At 63.5% G+C, this 15,089-nt stretch carries 15 protein-coding genes and 1 tRNA gene; 2 read left to right on the top strand and 14 right to left on the bottom strand.

Annotated elements, in window-relative coordinates; translation table 11 throughout:
• Positions 1-33: 33 nt before the first annotated feature.
• Complete coding sequence (locus CXY83_RS17665; RefSeq protein WP_158251887.1) at positions 34-210, bottom strand: hypothetical protein; 177 nt, start codon at positions 208-210, stop codon at positions 34-36.
• A gap of 124 nt (positions 211-334) precedes the next feature.
• On the opposite strand from CXY83_RS17665, the gene CXY83_RS13580 reads away from it, so the two are divergent.
• Entirely contained in the window at positions 335-1,741 is a 1,407-nt protein-coding gene (locus tag CXY83_RS13580; RefSeq protein ID WP_104197866.1) for a DUF2079 domain-containing protein, read from the top strand.
• A gap of 80 nt (positions 1,742-1,821) precedes the next feature.
• Here the strand turns inward: CXY83_RS13580 and CXY83_RS13575 are convergent, their stop codons facing one another.
• The 6 genes from CXY83_RS13575 to glgX all read right to left on the bottom strand — a co-directional run bounded on the left by CXY83_RS13575 (position 1,822) and on the right by glgX (position 10,479).
• A complete protein-coding gene (locus CXY83_RS13575) occupies positions 1,822-2,436 on the bottom strand; it encodes a hypothetical protein (protein ID WP_104197865.1) in 615 nt (204 codons plus the stop codon).
• A gap of 319 nt (positions 2,437-2,755) precedes the next feature.
• Positions 2,756-3,493, bottom strand: coding sequence for an enoyl-CoA hydratase/isomerase family protein (locus CXY83_RS13570; protein WP_104197864.1), 738 nt, complete (start codon positions 3,491-3,493; stop codon positions 2,756-2,758).
• Positions 3,490-4,017: a hypothetical protein gene (locus tag CXY83_RS13565; RefSeq protein ID WP_104197863.1), complete on the bottom strand. Its 528-nt coding sequence runs from the start codon at positions 4,015-4,017 to the stop codon at positions 3,490-3,492. The genes CXY83_RS13570 and CXY83_RS13565 overlap by 4 nt, the downstream gene beginning before the upstream one ends.
• 116 nt (positions 4,018-4,133) lie before the next feature.
• Positions 4,134-5,888: a malto-oligosyltrehalose trehalohydrolase gene (gene treZ / locus CXY83_RS13560; protein ID WP_104197862.1), complete on the bottom strand. Its 1,755-nt coding sequence runs from the start codon at positions 5,886-5,888 to the stop codon at positions 4,134-4,136.
• Positions 5,885-8,281, bottom strand: coding sequence for a malto-oligosyltrehalose synthase (gene treY / locus CXY83_RS13555; protein WP_104197861.1), 2,397 nt, complete (start codon positions 8,279-8,281; stop codon positions 5,885-5,887). Before treY ends, treZ begins: the two co-directional genes overlap by 4 nt.
• An 11-nt stretch (positions 8,282-8,292) precedes the next feature.
• Entirely contained in the window at positions 8,293-10,479 is a 2,187-nt protein-coding gene (gene glgX, locus CXY83_RS13550; RefSeq protein WP_104197860.1) for a glycogen debranching protein GlgX, read from the bottom strand.
• A gap of 399 nt (positions 10,480-10,878) precedes the next feature.
• On the opposite strand from glgX, the gene CXY83_RS13540 reads away from it, so the two are divergent.
• Positions 10,879-11,277, top strand: coding sequence for a hypothetical protein (locus CXY83_RS13540; RefSeq protein WP_104197859.1), 399 nt, complete (start codon positions 10,879-10,881; stop codon positions 11,275-11,277).
• 37 nt (positions 11,278-11,314) lie between these two features.
• Here the strand turns inward: CXY83_RS13540 and CXY83_RS13535 are convergent, their stop codons facing one another.
• The 7 genes from CXY83_RS13535 to nadD all read right to left on the bottom strand — a co-directional run bounded on the left by CXY83_RS13535 (position 11,315) and on the right by nadD (position 15,078).
• On the bottom strand, positions 11,315-11,656 hold the full coding sequence (locus tag CXY83_RS13535) for a TIGR02611 family protein (protein ID WP_104197858.1): 342 nt from the start codon (positions 11,654-11,656) through the stop codon (positions 11,315-11,317).
• Between the two features lie 97 nt (positions 11,657-11,753).
• Positions 11,754-12,149 carry a YchJ family protein gene (locus CXY83_RS13530; RefSeq protein ID WP_104197857.1) on the bottom strand — a complete coding sequence of 132 codons (396 nt, stop codon included), beginning with the start codon at positions 12,147-12,149 and terminating at the stop codon, positions 11,754-11,756.
• 25 nt (positions 12,150-12,174) lie between these two features.
• The gene (locus tag CXY83_RS13525) at positions 12,175-12,516 is read right to left on the bottom strand and encodes an Lsr2 family protein (RefSeq protein ID WP_104197856.1); all 342 of its coding nucleotides are present in this window, start codon (positions 12,514-12,516) and stop codon (positions 12,175-12,177) included.
• 190 nt (positions 12,517-12,706) lie between these two features.
• Positions 12,707-12,782: transfer RNA gene (locus CXY83_RS13520), tRNA-Ala, on the bottom strand.
• 73 nt (positions 12,783-12,855) lie between these two features.
• A complete protein-coding gene (rsfS, locus tag CXY83_RS13515) occupies positions 12,856-13,257 on the bottom strand; it encodes a ribosome silencing factor (protein ID WP_104197855.1) in 402 nt (133 codons plus the stop codon).
• A 124-nt stretch (positions 13,258-13,381) separates the two neighbouring features.
• On the bottom strand, positions 13,382-14,488 hold the full coding sequence (locus tag CXY83_RS13510) for a hypothetical protein (RefSeq protein ID WP_146069939.1): 1,107 nt from the start codon (positions 14,486-14,488) through the stop codon (positions 13,382-13,384).
• Positions 14,485-15,078 (bottom strand): nicotinate-nucleotide adenylyltransferase, encoded by a 594-nt coding sequence (gene nadD, locus CXY83_RS13505; RefSeq protein ID WP_104197853.1) that lies wholly within the window; start codon positions 15,076-15,078, stop codon positions 14,485-14,487. The genes CXY83_RS13510 and nadD overlap by 4 nt, the downstream gene beginning before the upstream one ends.
• Positions 15,079-15,089: the final 11 nt, after the last annotated feature.

Here is a 15,089-nt window from a genome sequence, read left to right as displayed (position 1 = left end):
CGCAGGAAAAAACGCGGTAATTTTTCCGTACTGTCAGGCGCCAGAGGCGTTTGTGGTGGCCAGCTGGCCGCGAACCAGGGTGGCACGCACACTGGTGTGGTCGCATCCGGAACACGTGAAGATGTAGACGGGAAGAGAATTGCGCTCGGCATGGGCCGGATTCGGGCTGAGTCGGGCCCGGGAATGGCAGAAGGGGCAAGTGAGTGTCATGCGATCTCCGAGTGCGCCGTTGTTTGGGGCACGCTCTCAGTGTGCCGCCTGCATCGTCGGTCATCTAGGGCCATAGGTCCCGTACCGCTACAGGATCAGCCGGGGGGTGCGTTAGCGTGGTCGGATGAGGGGAATGGGCGGCGGTCGGCGACTGCCTGAATGGCGGCGGGCGCTCGGACCGTTCGTACTTCCGGTGGGCGTCGGGATCGTGACAACCGCGCTGTACACCGTGTTCTCGAACCTGCAGTGGCGCAGTTTCGCCGCGCCGTCCTGGGACCTCGGAATCTTCACGCAGCTGGCCCGGCAGTACGCGGCACTTGAGGCGCCCATTGTCACGATCAAGGGCGAGAGTTTCAACCTGCTCGGTGACCACTTTCATCCGCTTCTGGTGGTGCTCGGCCCGATTTTCGCGATCTTTCCGCACGCTTTCACCCTGCTGGTGGTGCAGAATGCGATGTTGGGGATCGCCGCGGCAGCCTTGGCTTACGCCGCCATCCGACTGCTGGGGTCGCTCACCGGCACTCTGTTCGGGTTGGCGTTTGCGTTCAGCTTTGGTCTGCAAGCCGCGGTCGAGGCGCAGTTCCACGAGATCGCCTTCGCCGTTCCGTTGCTGGCGCTGTCTCTGACGGCCTTTCTTGGGCAAAAGTGGGTAACCTGCCTGCTCTGGGCGATGCCGCTCGTGTTCGTGAAAGAAGACCTCGGACTGACCGTGGCCGCGCTGGGCATCGTACTGGCCGTGCGCAGCCGGAATCCGCTCGGAGTGTGGTTGGCGGTCTGGGGCGTGGGCTGGTTCGCCCTGGCCAGCCTGGTCATCCTGCCGCTGCTCAACCCGAATGGGGCCTGGGCATATTCGAGCAGCATCGACCTACTCAAAATTATGGGTGACCCGGCGGCACTGTTTCAGCCGCAGAAGGGCGTGACTCTCGCGCTGCTCCTCGTGGCCGGCGGCTTTATCGCGGTGCGTTCACCGCTCGCGCTCGTGCTGTTGCCGACCCTCGCCTGGCGGTTCCTGTCCGATAATTCGGGCTATTGGGGGCCGACCTGGCAGTACAGCGCCGTGCTCATGCCGATCGTGTTCGCCGCCGCCCTCGACGGCATCGCGCTCGCGCGCGGCAGCCGGCGCCGTTGGCTGCGCGGATACGGGCGGCAGGCAGCATCCGTTTCGATTGTCGCCGCCCTCGTGCTCGCCACGACGCTGCCCTTGTTCACACTGACGGATATGGCGGGCAATATTTCAACGGATCGCACCATCGCTGCGACCGCTGCTCTGCGGGTCGTGCCCGACGGCGCCCGGGTTGAATCAGATATTGGGCTGATGAACTATCTCGTGGAACGAACGGATGTCTTCTGGCTCGGCAACAAGAACCCCCTGCCGGACTATCTCGTGATCGACCTTGTCGCCGGAGGTCTGCCCGCCGAGTGGACGTCGGCGCAGGTCGTGGGCGAAGCGCTGCACCCCGGGGTGGCATTCACGACGATCTATTCCGCCGGAGGTTACGAGGTGGCCCGCCTGGCCGGCCGGACGCCATAGCTCCCTAGCTCCCGCCGTGACCTTCAGGGCCCGGGCTCAGCTGAGAAACTGGACCTACCTTCCCATAGTGGACCCAGAAGCTAGTGCGCCGACGGGTTCTCGGCGCCCAGGGCGGTCAGCAGGGCAGCGCCGGTGTGCGGGTCGTCGACCGTGACAGCGAATTGGTTGCCGCGACGCAGGTTCACCACGAGTGCAGGCCCGCCGCGCATGACCACTGCCGTACGCCCGCCCGTCATGCGGTACCCCCAGCCACCGGATCGCAGCGGGCTCACCGTGTCGGCGAACGCCGACTCCACCTGGTCGAGCGACACCCGCTTCAAACGGATGCCCAGCAGCCGGGACACGACGCGGAGCCCCCGCCGATCCACGCTCACCCGAACCTGCGCAAAGGCGAGAGTCATCACCAGGATCAGCCCGACAATCACCATCGTCATGACACCGGCGCCCACCGCAGAAGCCTGACCGTCCTCGCCGAACACCGCGATCACACCGATGATTCCGCCAAGCACGATGAGTCCGCCGATGACGGCCATGACCGGACTTGTCACGAGCTGGGTCCAGGTGGCGGTGAGGTCGACAGCGGTCGTCTCTGCCGTCGCATCGACGGGTTCAACCACGGCCGCCGGAACAACCCACTTATGGGCGATCAGGAACGGCAGCGCACCATAGCCGCAAGCGGTAAAGGTGAACAGCACCCAAGCGCCCCATCGCGCCCCCACTGCCGGGGCAGCACGTCGGGCAAGCGGTCGATCCAGAGCAACCAGGTGACGATAACCGCCAGAACCGGCAGCCACAGGGTCAGGGCTGCAGCGACATCCCTCGGGCGGGTTGGCGCCGCACTATTCACCAGTGTCATGAGGTCCCCCGATGAGTGTGGGCGGGTACGTCCACCATCGCACCGAGTCCATCCAATCACGAACCGGCCCTGGCCTATTCAGGAAACTCCTTCCCAAAGCGCGTAATGGCTTGCGTCATGGCTGCTGAAGCAACCCTTTACGCGCTTTCGCGGAAGGGCTAGCGCTTTCGACGGGCGAGGAACGCATCCATTCTGGTGAATTTTGCCTCGGACTCGAACAGGATCGACTGGGCGACGTTATCGACGAGCGGATGCGCGGCCCGCGGAGCGTGGAAGACCTCCTTGGCAAGCCTGGTCGCCAGCGGGTCCTGGGCGGCGATCCGGTCGGCCAGTGCGTGAGCGGCAACGAGCAGGTCATCGGGGTCGTGTACCTCGGTGACCAGGTGTACCGCGAGGCATTCGGAGGCGCTCAGGATGCGTCCGGCCAATATGATCTCCTTGGCCACCGGTTCGCCGACAAGCTCGGCCAGGCGCCAGAGCGCACCGGCGGCGGGCAGGATGCCGAGTGCCGTCTCCGGGTTGCCGAGCCGGGCACTCGTTGAGGCGATGCGAAAGTCGGCCGCGTAGGCGAGTTCGGCTCCGCCGCCGAGCGCCCAGCCGTCGATCGCGGCGATCACGGGCATCGGCAGCTGTGCAATGCGCGAGAACAGGGCAGAGTTGATTCCACGCAGCGCATCGTCGCGACGACGTTCGCGCAGCTCGGAGATGTCAGCGCCCGAGGCAAAAACACCATTCGCACCGCTGATAATGAGGATCCGCGGCTGCTGCTCGAGTTCGGCGCAGACGGCGTGCAGCTCGTCGATCATGGTCTGGTCGATGGCATTGCGCACATCGGGCCGGTCGAGCTGAACGTGCACCCGGTCGACGCGGCGGTCAATCGTGAGGGTGGTGGTCATTGTGCGACATCTCCCTTGAGGTCGCCACTTCGGTCGTGGCTGGAATCGGGGTCAGTCGTGCCGGCGGGGAACACCCGCTTGTAGCTGCGGCCGTCTGGCAGGGTCACCGTGCGGCTGACCAGGGTGCCGCGACGCACCTGCAGGTAGATGGCCTGGGCACTCACCCCACGTTCAGCTGCCGCCTCGGCGACCGACAGACCGGGGAGGTCGGTGGGTACACTGCTCGGCCGCACGGAGCGTTTGCGGCCAGCTTCAAGGCGGGCGCTGATCTCATCGTCGGTGCCGCCCCAACGCCATCTGGCCGCCGGCGGTTTGAGCCCTGTGGCATCGGCGACCTGCTCCCACGACGTGTCGGCGGCGAGCGCAGCGCGCACCGCGACGAGCGTTGCCGGGTCCTGATCGAGGGAGGCCTGCAGCGAGCGGATGGCGCGCAGCCGGTCCAGGGGCGAGCTGCCGGCATCCGTGTGCAGCGCCAGGAGCCGCTCGAGCGCGGCTGCTGTCGTCGGCGCTAAAAACGATCCCATGCCTGGTCCTCATCAAATCTGCTGCAACCGGTGTCAGCAGACCCATCTTGCCAGACCAGGTCCGTCGCCAGCGCAGCCCAGCCCAGCGCAGCCCAGCCCAGCCCAGCCCAGACCGGTCAGGCCAACACGACGACGGAGTGCGGAGCCAGCGTCAGGGCATCGGGCAGCCGGCCCTGCACAGCATCGGGACCGGTCGCGAAAGACAACACCACCTCTCCCCCACTGGCCGGCACGTGTACCGACCGCTCACCGAAGTTGATCAAAATTTGTGTGCCGCCACGGCGCAGCCGCAACCACCCGTCGGCGGCATCGAACTCCACGGCAATCTGGTCGAACCGTGGATCCGTGATGTCGGGATACGAACGGCGAAGCACCGCGAGGTCACGATAAAACCCGAGCAGCCGACCATGCTCGGTCTCGCTCGACTCACTCCAGTTGAGTTTGGAACGCTCGAACGTGGCCGGGTCCTGCGGGTCGGGAACGATCTGCGGATCCCAGCCCATCCGGGCGAACTCGTTGATACGCCCGGTGGCCGTTGCTGTGCCGAGCTCAGGCTCGGGATGCGACGTAAAGAACTGCCACGGCGTTGTCGCGCCCCATTCCTCCCCCATGAACAGCATCGGCGTATACGGCCCGAGCAGGGTCAGCGTCGCCGCAATGGCGAGTTGACCCACATCCAGCTGGGCGCTGAGACGGTCGCCGATGGCCCGATTGCCGATCTGGTCGTGATTCTGGGACGCGACGACCAGTCGCCAGGTGGGCATCCGTTCACGATCGATGCGGCGGCCGTGGGTGCGTTCGCGAAAACTCGAGTACGTGCCGTCGTGAAAGAATCCGTGGGTGATCACCTTGGCGAGGGCATCAAGCGGCTCGAAGTCGGCGTAATACCCGGCGGTTTCCCCGGTGAGGGCCACGTGCACGGCGTGGTGGAAGTCGTCACTCCACTGGGCGTCCAGGCCGTAACCGTTGGCCTCTCGGGGCGTGATGAGGCGCGGATCGTTGAGGTCGGATTCGGCGATCAGGGTGAGCGGACGCCCGATCGCGGCGCTGAGCGCGCCGACCTCGGTGGCGAGCTGCTCGAGCAGGTGGGTGGCGCTCGTGTCGCGCAGCGCGTGGACAGCGTCGAGTCGCAGGCCGTCGACGTGGTAATCGCCGAGCCACATCAGGGCATTATCCAGAATATAGCGGCGCACCGGGTCGGAGTGTGGCCCGTCGAGGTTGAGCGAGGAACCCCAGGTGTTTTCTGCAGCCTCGCTCAGATATGGACCGTACCGGGGCAGATAGTTACCGCTCGGACCGAGGTGGTTGTAAACGACATCCTGGATCACGCCGATGCCATGCCGGTGGCAGGCGTCGACAAAACTCTGGTACGCGGCCGGGCCGCCATAGCCCTCGTGCACGGCGTACCAGAGCACACCGTCGTAACCCCAGTTGTGCGTTCCGTTGAACGCGTTCACCGGCAACAGTTCAACGAAGTCGACACCGATCGATTTCAGGTGATCGAGCCGGCTCGCTGCCGCTTCGAACGTGCCCTCGGGTGTGAAGGTTCCCACGTGCAGCTCGTAGATGATGGCGCCGGCGAGTTGGCGACCGGTCCAGTCGGTGTCCTGCCAGATATGTTCGGCGGAGTCGAAGGTGCGCGACAGGGCGTGAACCCCACCGGGCTGACGCCGCGCGCGCGGGTCTGCGAACGGCCCACTCCCGTCGACAATGAACCCATAGTCGATTCCGTCGGCACCGGCAGGGGGAACGGATGCCGGCAGCTCCCACCACCCGTCATCGCGCGCCGTCAGCTCGAGCCTGCGCGGCCCGAGCTGCACCTGCACGGCGTGCGCGTCGGGTGCCCAGACCTCAAATTTCTGATCGTTCATGCGTGTCGTCCTGTGCGGTTGTGAAGGGTGGGGTCGAACGGGAAACCTCGGTCATCGTCATCGGCGACCAGCAGAGCCGCGGGGTAGCGTGCGAGAACGTCAGCGACGCGCAAGCTCGGACCATCGAACCTCTCCTGGGTGAGCACGTCGATGTAGCTGCGGCCGGCCACCACAACGGTCGTGTCGCCCCAGCCCCCGGCGCTGCGCAGTCCGACCGGCAGCCGGGTGGCCAGCGCGATCGCTCCCCCGCGATCGAATGCCACGATGTGCCCGGCGGCCGCGCCGAAGGCGGGTATCGAAACGTAGCGAGTGAACAAGTCCGCCCGGTCGCGGCGCAGCCTCAGGGCGCGTGAGGTGATCAGCAGCTTCGCGGCCGCGCCCTCGTCGATGGGAGGGAGCCATCCGTCGTCGATGCGGGTCAGCAGTTCGCGGCGCAGCTCATAGTCGACCGGGCGGCGGTTGTCCGGGTCGACCAGCGACGTCTCCCACAGCTCACTGCCCTGATAGACGTCGGGGACTCCCGGCATGGTCAGTTGCAACAGTTTGAGCGAGAGCGAATTGCTCCAGCCTGCCTGCTGCAGTTCAGAGAACAGATCGATGATGAGGTCGTGGGTCGGCCCGGGACTGACGACGGCGGTGATGAGCCCATCGAGTTTCGCCTCAAAATCAGCGTTCTGCTCCGTCCAGGTGGTCGAGGTACCGGCCTCGCGCGCCGCCTTGAGTGCGTAGGCGAAGAGACGCTCCCTGCTGGCTGGCCAGGCGCCGACGATCGCCTGCCAGAGCAGGTTCTCGAACGGCGCGTCACCAATCGGATGGCGCGCCCGCAGTTGCTCGAGCACGGCCCTCCACCGGGCGGGGATCTCAGCGAGCACCGAGATGCGCGCCCGCACGTCTTCGCCACGTTTCGTATCGTGGGTTGACAGGGTTGTCATCGACAGCGGGAACCCGGCCTGGCGCGCTCGCTGCCGATCGTGGAACTCCGTTACCGTGACCGCAAACTCATCGGGGTCAGCGCCGACCTCATTGAGCGAGGTAAGCCGGCTGAATCGATAGTAGGCCCGATCTTCGACACCCTTGGCCATGACCATGCCCGACGTTTGTTGAAAGCGCACAGCAGCCGGATGCTCCTGGTCGCCCAGCAGCGGTAGCAGCCGGTGGATTTCGGCCTCGAATTCGGGTCTGTGGGCGATCGATCGATTCGCCGCCGCCTGCAGGTTGTCCCGGCCCAGGGGCAGGTAGGAACGATAGACCGGGAACCAGGCCAGAAGTTCGGCAAGAGCGTCGGCGGTGTGGTCGTTACTCTGCTCGTCGCTGGGCACCAGGCGAGCGATGCGCAGCACCTCCGAGCGCAGGATGCCATCGGCCACCACGCGCTTGTTGTGATACACCAGTTTTCCCCACCCGGCCGCGTTCTCCCCCTGCAGCCGCAACTCCAGGGCGTCAAGATCCGCCTGACCGGCCGGATCAACCAGAACCCGATCGATGTCGGTGAGGGCGTCATACCCGGTGGTACCGGCTGTAGCCCAGCTCGTGGGTAGCTGCTCTGGCCCCTCGAGAATTTTCTCGACCAGAACGTAAGCGCCGTGTGTGGCACGACGCAGCGCCTCGAGATAACGCGCCGGGTCGGCCAGGCCATCCGGGTGGTCGACCCGCAGTCCCTGCACGAGACCTTCACGCACCCAACGCACGATTTCACGGTGCGACTCCTCGAACACCCACGGCATTTCGACACGAATACCGGCCAGGCTGTTCACAGCGAAGAATCGACGGTAGTTCAATTCGTCGTCGGCCCGCCGCCAGTTCACCAGCTCATAGTTCTGCCGATCGTGCACACCGGCTGGGTTGGCACCGTCGTCGGCCGATCCGGCGGCAATCGGAAAGTGATTATCGAAATAGTGCAGTTCGCCGTCGACGATCTTCAACTGGTCGAGCTGGCCAGGCCCGTCGCCCAGCACCGGAATACGAATTCGCCCGTGGCCGAATGCCCAGTCCACGTCGAAGGCCTCGGCGTAACGCGACTGTTGGCCATTTTGGAGCAGGTCCCACCACCAGGAATTCTGCCGCGGCGTCGCGACCCCCATGTGGTTCGGCACGATGTCCACGAGTACGCCCCGCCCCGACAGGTGGGCCGCTGTCGCGAACCGGTTCAGGGCATCCGCCCCGCCCCTGGCCGGGTCGACGAGGGAATGATCGACGACGTCATACCCGTGATCCGATCCGGCCTCGGCTTGCAGCAACGGTGAGAGGTAGACCCAGTCGGCACCGAGATCGCGAATGTAGTCGACCGTTGCCGCGGCGGCATCCAGGTCAAAGGTTGCGGTGATCTGCAGTCGATAGGTCGAGCGCGGTACGGGTACCGGCTCCGCTGCCGCACTACCTGGTTCGTCGGTCATCGGCCCGGCCCTCAGCTGTGGCTAACCAGGGTCATCAGACCGGTGGCACCGGCCAATGACGCTGCGACGGAGTGATCGGGCACAACTTCGGGTTCGTGATAGGCGCGCAGCACCGCGAGGGAACGACCGGCCACGGTCTGAATCGCTCCGGCCGGACGGGGGGTGGAATCGGCGCCGTTGCCGGCGGTATCGACCACGATCTCCCAGGCCGGAGCATACTCATCGGGCGGGAGCGTGAATTCCTCGTCTTCGGCGTCGGCGTTGAACAATAGGAGAAAGTTGTCGTCGGTGACGTCCTGACCTCGCGCGTCACGCTCGCGGATTCCGTTGCCGTTGAGAAATTTGGCCACTGTGCGGGCCAGGCTTTCATCCCAGTCTTTAGGCACCATCGGTTCACCATCGGTGTTGAGCCAGACGATATCGGGCAGCGATTCGCCCGCCACCCGCTTACCGGGTCGACCGTCGAAGAATCTGCTGCGCCGAAAAGTTGGATGCTCACGGCGCAGGCGGGATACGGCCGCCGTGAATTCGATCAGCGGCACATCGGCCTTGTCCCAGTGAATCCAGGTCAGCTCGGAATCCTGCGCGTAGGTGTTGTTGTTGCCGAGCTGCGTACGGCCCAGCTCGTCGCCGTGCAGCAGCATCGGTACTCCCTGCGACAAAAGCAGCGTCGCAATGAAGTTGCGTGCCTGCCGAGCGCGCAGCCCGCGAATCGAGGGATCATCACTGGGACCCTCAACACCGGAGTTCCACGAGCGGTTGTGCGACTCGCCATCTGTGTTGTCTTCGCCGTTGGCATCGTTGTGTTTCTCGTTATACGAGACGAGGTCGGCGATGGTGAAACCGTCGTGCGCGGTCACGAAGTTGATCGAGGCCATCGGGCGGCGCCCGGAGTGTTCGTAGAGGTCGGCGGATCCGGCCACGCGGGAGGCGAATTCGCCCAGAGTGGACGGCTCACCGCGCCAAAAATCGCGCACGGTGTCGCGGTACTGACCGTTCCATTCTGACCACTGGGAAGGAAAGTTTCCCACCTGGTAGCCGCCGGGACCGACATCCCACGGCTCGGCGATGAGCTTGACCTGCGAGACGATCGGGTCTTGTTGCACAAGCTCGAAGAAGGTGGAGAGCTTGTCGACGTCGTAGAGGTCTCGGGCCAGGGCTGACGCCAGATCGAACCGAAATCCGTCGACGTGCATCTCGAGCACCCAGTACCGCAGCGAGTCCATGATGAGCTGCAGCACGTGCGGGTGGCGCACATTGAGGGTGTTTCCGGTGCCGGTGTAGTCCATGTAGTAGCGTTTGTCGTCGTTCATCAGGCGATAGTAGGCCTCATTGTCGATGCCCTTGAACGACAGGGTCGGTCCCATATGGTTGCCCTCGGCGGTGTGGTTGTAGACCACGTCGAGAATGACCTCGATGCCGGCGGCGTGCAGGCTGCGCACCATGCCCTTGAATTCCTGCACCTGCTGCCCAAGGTCGCCGGTCGAGGAATACGCGCTGTGCGGCGCGAAGAATCCGATCGTGTTGTAGCCCCAGTAGTTGTTCAGGCCCTGGTCAACGAGGGTTCCGTCGTCGACGAATTGGTGCACCGGCATCAGCTCGATCGCGGTCACACCGAGCTTTTGCAGGTGGTCGATGACCGACGGATGCGCCAACCCGGCGTAGGTGCCGCGCTGCGTTTCGGACACCGATTGTTGCAGCTTGGTGAGGCCTTTGACGTGTGCTTCGTAGATGAAGGACTCACTGTATGGCGTGCGCAGAGACCGGTCACCGGTCCAGTCGAAGAACGGGTTGACGACGACGCCGAGCATCATGTGCGAGGCGGAATCTTCGTCATTCGGCGCATCGGGGTCATCGAAATCGTAGGAGAACAACGATGGATCCCAGTCGATGGCCTGAGTAGTGGCCTTGGCGTATGGATCGAGCAGCAGCTTGCTCGGGTTGGCCCGATTACCGGCCGCCGGGTCATAGGTGCCGTGCACCCGATACCCGTAACGCTGGCCCGGCTGTACGAGTGGTAGGTAACAGTGCCAAATAAAAGCGGATGACTCGCGCACCTCCACCCGCGTCTCACCCCCGTTCTCGTCGATGAGACACAGCTCGACGCGTTGGGCGGCTTCGCTGAACAGGGCGAAGTTGGTACCGCTCCCGTCAAACGTCGCGCCGAGGGGGTAGGCGGTTCCAGGCCAGGTTTCCATGAGACTCCTCGGGATGAAGATAAGACACGGTCAGGTGCAAAAGCAGCGACGAGGGCGCGCGCAGCCAGGTGATCGGATCGCGCTTGCAGAATACGCTACAGGCATCCGGCGGCATATCCGCCTTCCCGGCGCCTGGCGCCCTGCGACGACGACGGCGACTCCGACGGCGACGGCGACGGCGACGGCGACGGCGACGGCGACGGCGAAAGTATCGTGTCCCGGTTCACGTGTGTACGTCACGCGATTACGGCTTCTCACGAGACACGAATATTTCCCGGCACATGCAGCTGCCGGTGCAACGAGGTCCTGACAGAATTTCGTTCATCATTTTCGATTTGCACTGCCAGAGCCACCAAAATGGAACCACGTGCTCTCTGCACCCGACGACTGGAGACCCCCATGACCGAAATCGACCTCATCAGTTTGTGGGTCAAGGCGCGAGCACACATCATCGCGTCCCAGGCCGCCCCAACTTTTCTGTTGACCGCCACCGTGGGCTTTCTCGCACTCGGACTCGGCACCGCCGACCTGGCCGTGCGCATTGCCGCGGCGGGTATTCTGCTCGCGTCGGGTATTTTCGGGGCGCTCGCGCAAATAGCCGCCGCCAACGAGGGACTGGCCGTCATCGCCGACCTGCGTTCCGTGACGGCGCCCAGTTCGGTTACCCGGTGCATCGTCGCTATGGCAGCGTGGGTCAATGTCGTGCGCTACGTGACCCCGGCGATCTTCGTGATCGTCTACGTCGCCGTCTTGATTTCACTTTTCATCACCGTTCCCGCACCGTCGCTGGGCCGCTGACCAATCGCATCCGCCGCCGGCAGATGCACGTTTGCGCTCAGGAAGAACTGGCCACCCGGCGGTCACGTCGCGCGCGCCACCACGCCCAGACCTGAGCAACAATGCGCTTGAGGAATGCGCCAAACCGACGCGCCCACGCGAATTCCGTTCCGAGCACGGCGAAGCCCAAAAAGACGATGAGCCACCCCGGTCCCGGCAAAGGAATCAGAAGGACGCCGATCGCGATAATCATCGTGCCGAGCAGCGCGACGCCGAGGCGATAGACGAAGAGCAGATGCGGGTGCCCGTCGACCCACGTGCGAGCTCGGCGCAGCGCCCGCCGCACCGGATGCCGCGGGTCATTGCCGCTGGCCATATCGCGGGAGAGGTGCTCTGACATTTATCAAAACTAGGTTAGGTGTCTGGGAAACGGCCGCCGGATATTCCCGTCGGTGACATCTGTGTTGGAATTCGACGCACACCATTGCCGGGCCGGGTTATGCCGATGCCAGACCCTCTGCCGCAGCGTCGAGGTAATACCACTGGCGGTCGACCTTGAGAAAGCGACTGATTTCTTTCTGCTGTCTTGCTATGCCGTCTTCACGATAGTGCGCTGCGAATTCCACGATGCCTTCTTTATCGAGTAACCCGCCGCGTTCTGTGCGCACGATATCGAGCCGCCACCACGTTATCTCCGGGTCCAGTTCGAATGACTCAGGTCTGGTCTGCTGATGCCAGGTCTTGAGTAAGTACTGGGCGTTGCCGAGGTAAAAAGCGCTATACCGCGAACGCATGAGCCATTCAGCCGTTGGTGGTGAAGCAGCACCACTGTGATAGCGGCCGCAGCAGACAGAGTAGGTGTCGCCGCTCAGGCACGGACAACGCTGATGCACAGTGATGGGCCGTGCTGACAGTCGGCTACGCCTGCGCTTTGGCGTAAGCCTCGCGCACGGTGCCGGAGATGCGCCCACGGTCGGACACGTGCGTGCCGTTGGCGGCGGCCCAGGCGCGGATGGCCTGCAGCTCGGCCCGGTCTGAACCGGCCGAACTGGCACCACGCGGCTTGGCGGGCACATAGCCAACGCGCCGTGAAACATTTATGTAAGGCTTGACTGCAGATCGGAATTCAGCGAGATTCCCTGCTGACAGATCGATCTCGTAAGAGTCACCCTCAAAGGTAAAGGAAACGGTCGCTCCGGAGTCATTCTCGATAACGGTGCCGTCAAGGTCGTCGAGCAGCTGAACCGTGGTCTTCTTCATTCTGAGATTCTCCAATGCAGTGTCGAATACATTCGGGATGGATGCATTCGTTGTGGCAATAACCACTAACAGATTATGGCTGCCCCACCCGCATTCCGATACCCGCCACGCGGTATTTCTTTTGCATTCACAACTTCTACACTGCCGATACAAAGAAATAGCCCCGACAACGTCGGAGCTATTTCATACTTGGTGGATCCGAGGGGATTCGAACCCCTGACCCCCTGCATGCCATGCAGGTGCGCTACCAGCTGCGCCACGGACCCAGATTGTTGTTTCGAATTGCTCCGAAACAACTTTGTTAGCTTACAACACAGATTGGGATCTGCGAAACCGAAGCTACTCCGCGACCTCTTCGGCGGCGTCTTCTACCGACAGTTTGGCGGGAATCCCGGTTGGAATCACCGGGCAATCTTTCCACAGACGCTCGAGGGAGTAATACTGGCGCTCTTCCTCGTGGAAGACGTGCACGACCAGGTCACCGAAGTCAACCAGCACCCAGCGACCGGCAGCCCGTCCCTCACGACGAAGCGGCTTGTAGCCGGCCTCGATCAGTTTGTCTTCGATCTCACCGGCAATCGCAACCACGTTGCGTTCGGATCGGCCAGTGACGATGAAGAAAATGTCGGCCAGAGGAAGCGGATTTGAGACATCGAGGGCGACAAGATCTTCTCCTCCCTTGGAGTCGGCGGCGGCGACGGCGATTGCAAGCAGCTCGAGGGCGTGAGGTGAAGTGGTCATGAATGAATCCTTGAGATTGTAAAGCGAGGCGGTATTGCCATTGTGGCGATGATAGAGGGAACGAAAGAAAGCGAACAGCAGGGGCTCACAGAGCGGGCGGGACGAGGTTGAATGATTCGAGCCACTAGAAATTGCCCAGCAGATAGCCGGTCACGAAAAGCGCTAGAACGCTCACAGCCAAAACTGCCGTCGCGATGACGAGAATCATCGGAAGCGAGGCACGGCGTTTCTTGGGCGGGGCCAGCATGCCCCGCGTCGAGGCATGCGTGCTCACAGCGCGACTCGCACTAACCGGGGCCGAGTCCCCCCCGAGTTGATCGGCGTCGAGTTGGTCCATCATGTGGTCTATCTCCGACGAATCGAACAGATTCGGATGCGCGCCGGTCGATCCAAGACTACGCGGCAGATCGAATGAACCGGTGATCATGATCTCACCGGTGTTGGAGATGGGACTCACGCTGCTGCCCTGATGTGGAATCGACGGCAATATGAGCGCGTTCGTGGTGGTGGGAATTCCACCGGCCCCGATACCGCGGTTGATCAGTTCATCGAGGGACTGGTCGCGCTGCGGCGCTTCGACGCGCAGAGCATCCTCATCGACCGACCAGTGCCCGATCGGCGGTATCCAACCGGTGGTGGAGCTGATAACCGAGCCTGGTGCCTCGATCGGCGCCGTGACGATAGGTTCGGCCACGATCGGTTCGGCGTACATTTGCTCGGGTTCGATGCGGTCGACGACGACCGGAGTGGCCGGCTCGGGCTCGATCAGCTCGGGTTCGATCAGCTCGGGCTCGACCGGCGCAGCATCAGCGGGCGCAGCATCAGTAACTTTCGCCTCGACCGGCTCACCAGCGGAAATCGGAAAGTCGCCGGTAGAGAGGGCCTGCTCTTGCTCACGCGCGTGCAATGCACGTAATTCCCGGCGACTGGGCGTGTATGGTGCCGAAACCAGAGCAGACGGCGCGGGCTCGGCTGCAAGTGCACTTGCGCCAGGAAGTACTGCCTCCTGGGCCTCGTCTACTGCGGGAATCGTATGGTGCCGGTTCGTTCGACGTGAGGTCGCAGGCTGCGTTGAGGCGGAGAAGGATGCAGGGCTGAGCGCGGCCGGCGCCAGGACCGGAACGTCGAGAGTCGGTATTGCGTCGTGTGGCGCGGCCGTTTCTTCGCCCTGGTCGCGGGCAAGTTCGCGCGCCTGACGTCGACTGAGCGGTTGAGGCTCTCCCGACGTCATGCCACACTCCGATACAGATGATGCTTTGAGATGTACTGGACAACCCCGTCGGGGACCAGATACCAGACCGGGAATCCCCGATTGACCCGTGCCCGGCAGTCAGTGGACGAAATGGCCAGTGCAGGGACTTCCAACAAGCTTACGTCTTGGTTCGGTAATCCTGAAACGCTCAGCTCATGCCCCGGACGACTCACAGCGACAAAGTGCGCCAGCTCCCAGAGTTCACGTACGTCTTTCCAGCCGAGAATCTGGGTGATGGCATCCGCTCCGGTAATGAAGAACAATTCGGCGTCCGGACGCTCTTCATGCAGGTCACGCAGCGTGTCTATTGTGTACGTCGGCCCGACCCGGTCGATATCGACGCGGCTTACCGTGAACCGTGGATTGGAGGCGGTTGCGATCACGGTCATCAGGTATCGGTGTTCGCTTTGGGTTACGCCGCTTTTCTGCCACGGCTGCCCGGTCGGCACGAAGACCACCTCGTCGAGGTCGAAACTGTGTGCCACCTCGCTGGCGGCGACGAGGTGCCCATGGTGAATGGGGTCGAACGTTCCGCCCATCACGCCGATGCGCGGACGACGAACTGTCACGGTGAAATCAG

The organism is Cryobacterium sp. M15, from assembly GCF_002929675.1.
In the GTDB taxonomy this organism is placed as follows: domain Bacteria; phylum Actinomycetota; class Actinomycetes; order Actinomycetales; family Microbacteriaceae; genus Cryobacterium; species Cryobacterium lyxosi.
This window is presented reverse-complemented; position numbering and strand designations above follow the sequence as displayed.